Genomic DNA, 3659 nt, shown 5'->3' on the forward strand with positions numbered 1-3659 from the left:
AATTCTGGTGACACGCATCACAAGCATCGCTCGTTGCGACATGATTGACTGATTTGCCACTGGCGGCAACACCATCGTGACAGGTTATGCAGTTTCCAGAGAAGTTTGTATGGTCTACGACCGTTCCGGTTGCCCAGTTTTGAACATTGTGGCAGGTATCACACTCATCTGTGGTAGGGATATGATTTACACCTTTCCCGGTGGCAATTACATTGTCATGACAACTTGAACAAACACCAATAACCTCTGCATGGTCTACTGCGCCAGGTGCCACAGGCGTCCAGGGCGTTGGCCCTGGTTGATGACAAGCTTCACAGACATCCGTTGTGTTTATATGACTAGCGCTCTTGCCAGACGCAATCACTGTGTCGTGACAACTGAGACAGGTACCCGTGACCTGCGCGTGATCAACATTTGCTGTGGTAACAGGAGTCCATGCCGTCGTCCCTGTATGGCAGGCTTCGCATAAATCACTGCTAGTAATGTGAGCAGGCCCTTTACCTGTGGAACGGACACCATCATGACAATCAACGCAGGATTGACCAGTGACGGTGCTGTGATCAAAAAGTGGTACCAGCCAGTCCGTTGTGGCATGACAGGCATCGCAGGCTTCGGTAGTTGGAACATGATTAGCACCCTGCCCTGTTGCGCTTATACCATCATGGCAACTGGCACAGGTCCCGATGACTTGTGCATGATCGACGAGTGGATCGACGGGTATCCAGATCGCTGTGTTATGACAGGACTCACACAGGTCGGTAGTGTTGATGTGGTTCTGATTTTTACCGGTGGCACTCACGCCATCATGACAATCAATACATGCCTGACCCACAACGACTGTATGGTCAAATGTGACCAACCAGTTTTGTGTAGAGTGACAGCTGTCGCATGCTTGTGTTGTTAATATGTGATCCTGTGCTTTGCCCGTTGCAATGACACCATCATGGCAGCTTTCACAGCTACCGGTTGTTTGCGTGTGATCTACAGCGATGACAGGCAACCAGGCTATGGATGTATGGCAGGCATCACAGGTATTGCTTGTCGTAATATGCCCGTCACTTTTGCCACTGGCAACAATACCGTTGTGACAACTATAGCAAGTGCCTGCCACCTGGGTATGATCGACCTGTGCTGCGGGAGTCCAGGCCGTTACATCGTGGCACGTTGCACAATCATTAGAGGCGTCGATGTGACTGGGATTTTTTCCAATAGCCAAAGTACCATTGTGGCAACTCACACAAGTACCGACAACCTGCGTATGATCCACCCTGATAACAGGAATCCACATATCAACGGCATGACAGGCCGCACAATCATCGGTAGTTAATAAGTGATTACCGGCTTTACCACCCGCTATCAAATTATTGTGGCAACTGGTACATGTACCAACAACTTCCCGGTGATCAACTCTATCAGCAGGAACCCATACGGTAGTGCCATGACAGGCGTTGCATTTATCTGTTGTTAAAATGTGGTCCGGTGCCTTACCTGTTGCGTTAACACCGTCGTGACAAACAATACAGGCCTGATCAATTACAGTGGAATGATCAAACGAAACAATCGTCCAGCTATTAACACTATGACAGGTATCACATTCCATGGTGGTAGGTATATGCGCTGGATTTTTACCTGTCGCCGTAACACCGTCATGACAACCTGAACAGGGAGTACCTCCGACAACGCTGTGATCCATAAATGTTGTTACAGCAGACGCTTCAAATCCTAGCGGTGTATGACAGACATCGCAGTTTTCAACGGTTGGAATATGATTCGAATCCCTGCCTACGGCAAAGGAGCCATCGTGACACGTTTCACATTTTTTGGGTAAGCCTTCGAAAACCCCGCCAAGATGACAGGATTCGCAGTCAGCGACAGCATGGTTACCTTCTAAAGGGAATCCCGTAGAGATATGGTCAAAGGTGTTTACATCTAGATCATCGCGATCGAAATTGAAACCTGAAAGGTTATCAACCGACCAGGCATTTGAAGCAAAAAGAATTAAAAGCGCATAAATTAAAAGCGTAGCAAAACCTTTGCTAACTAAATGTGCAATAGTTAGCTGCCCGCTTGCCGTCATTTTTATTATTAACAGCCTGTCAAACACCACGTCTCCCGACAGAGCTGTGAATTTGTTTCAGCACATACGCAGCAACAGGCATCAGCCTGCATTCACCCTGTAAAGCTCTCCCTCAAGGCGATGAAACAGTGATTAACAACTCTGTAGCGAAGTGACGTTGCCCCCTGGCAGACGCCTGCATTTTAGTAAAACTACTGAAGTGACTCCGGTGATGTACTTATATTCTGCAGTTTAGGATGAAGCACTACTATTTTGTTTACATACATAACGGTCGTGAATCAGGAATCGATCGTTCCAGTAATCACTCACATTTCCCTTAAAGCCATTGCCATATAACCATTGCCGGCAACACGGTGGCTTTCACACTTAAGTAACGATTACGACGTACTTAATGTTACGAGCTAGTGTAAAGGATAATACGTATAGATTGCTGCGGATTAAAATGTAGTCAATATCTGAGGTAAAACAGGAATATGCCGAGTTTAAGGTAATTTTTAAGAACATAGGTGAATATTTCGGCGACTGTGGATGTTAAAGTGACCATCCATCAACCATGTTTATCAATACTATAAGTATTACTTTCGTAGGTAGTGTATAACTAGAGTCTACTGAAGAAATTCTTTATTATTTTTACTGCCTGCAAAACACGGCATGGAACAACGACGCTTATCAAGAAAGCTGTTAGCGTTTTTTGTTTCCCAACCAGTCTTCCATACCTTTCCACCCCTTACCTTCATATACTTTATAAGGCGTTGCTGGAATATCAACCGGTTTACCTGCTTTACGAAGACCACCACGGCAGTATTTCCGCCATTCCGAACTGTTTTTTAAACCAAGCTTTCTGACATAGGAGCGCGCTTTATTGAACGAGCGCCAATGCGCCTGGTGATAAGAAATGTTTCCGGTACCCAGCCAATCACCATAGTTGATCCAGCCTTTTCCGTTATATCCCATGTGGGGACTGGCGGGAATATCATCCGGTTTTTCAGGAAGATTCGGTATCTGGCCCTTAACATATAAGCGCCAGTCATTTTCGCTGGTTAATCCCAGTTTCCGTACAAATGCCCTGGCTTTCGTAAAAGGCCGGTAGTGCCGCATCCGAGTAGAAACATTCCCATTACCTAACCAGTCACCGTAGCCATCCCAGCCGTTCTCGCCATAGACAAAATTGGGATTTGAGGGGATGTCATCGGGTTTTTTACCCAGATTCTTAAATTCGCCACGCACGTACGCACGCCACTCCTGATTGTTTTTTAGACCCAACTTGCGCACGTATGCTCGTGCTTTTATAAAAGACCGCCATTTTGACATCGTTTTACTACTCTCCCTAACTGTGATTTTTTCCCCTAACAGTAACTTAACTATAACCATCGCTAGTAACTGCGGTCAGTGAATTAAATCACTAATTTCTGTGAACAATTACCATTTGCTTTCTTATTCTTTGATACCAGGTTGAGAATTTTTTGAATAAATTTTGCAATCGCACCTTCCTAAGCGAAAGTGCGATTGCATTTGCTACTACAGAGGGAAGTCGTTGAGTCTACATTCCACCCATACCGCCACCCATACCCATCGGCGGTGG

Annotated in this window: 2 protein-coding genes; both read right to left on the minus strand. The window is 45.9% G+C overall.

Annotated elements, in window-relative coordinates; genetic code table 11:
- Positions 1-2077: cytochrome c3 family protein (locus ACWVCM_RS10945; protein ID WP_455201790.1), on the minus strand; the 2077-nt coding region annotated here is incomplete at its 3' end.
- Between the two features lie 681 nt (positions 2078-2758).
- On the minus strand, positions 2759-3349 hold the full coding sequence (locus ACWVCM_RS10950) for a hypothetical protein (protein ID WP_455201791.1): 591 nt from the start codon (positions 3347-3349) through the stop codon (positions 2759-2761).
- Positions 3350-3659: the final 310 nt, after the last annotated feature.

This window comes from Kaarinaea lacus, from assembly GCF_975902315.1.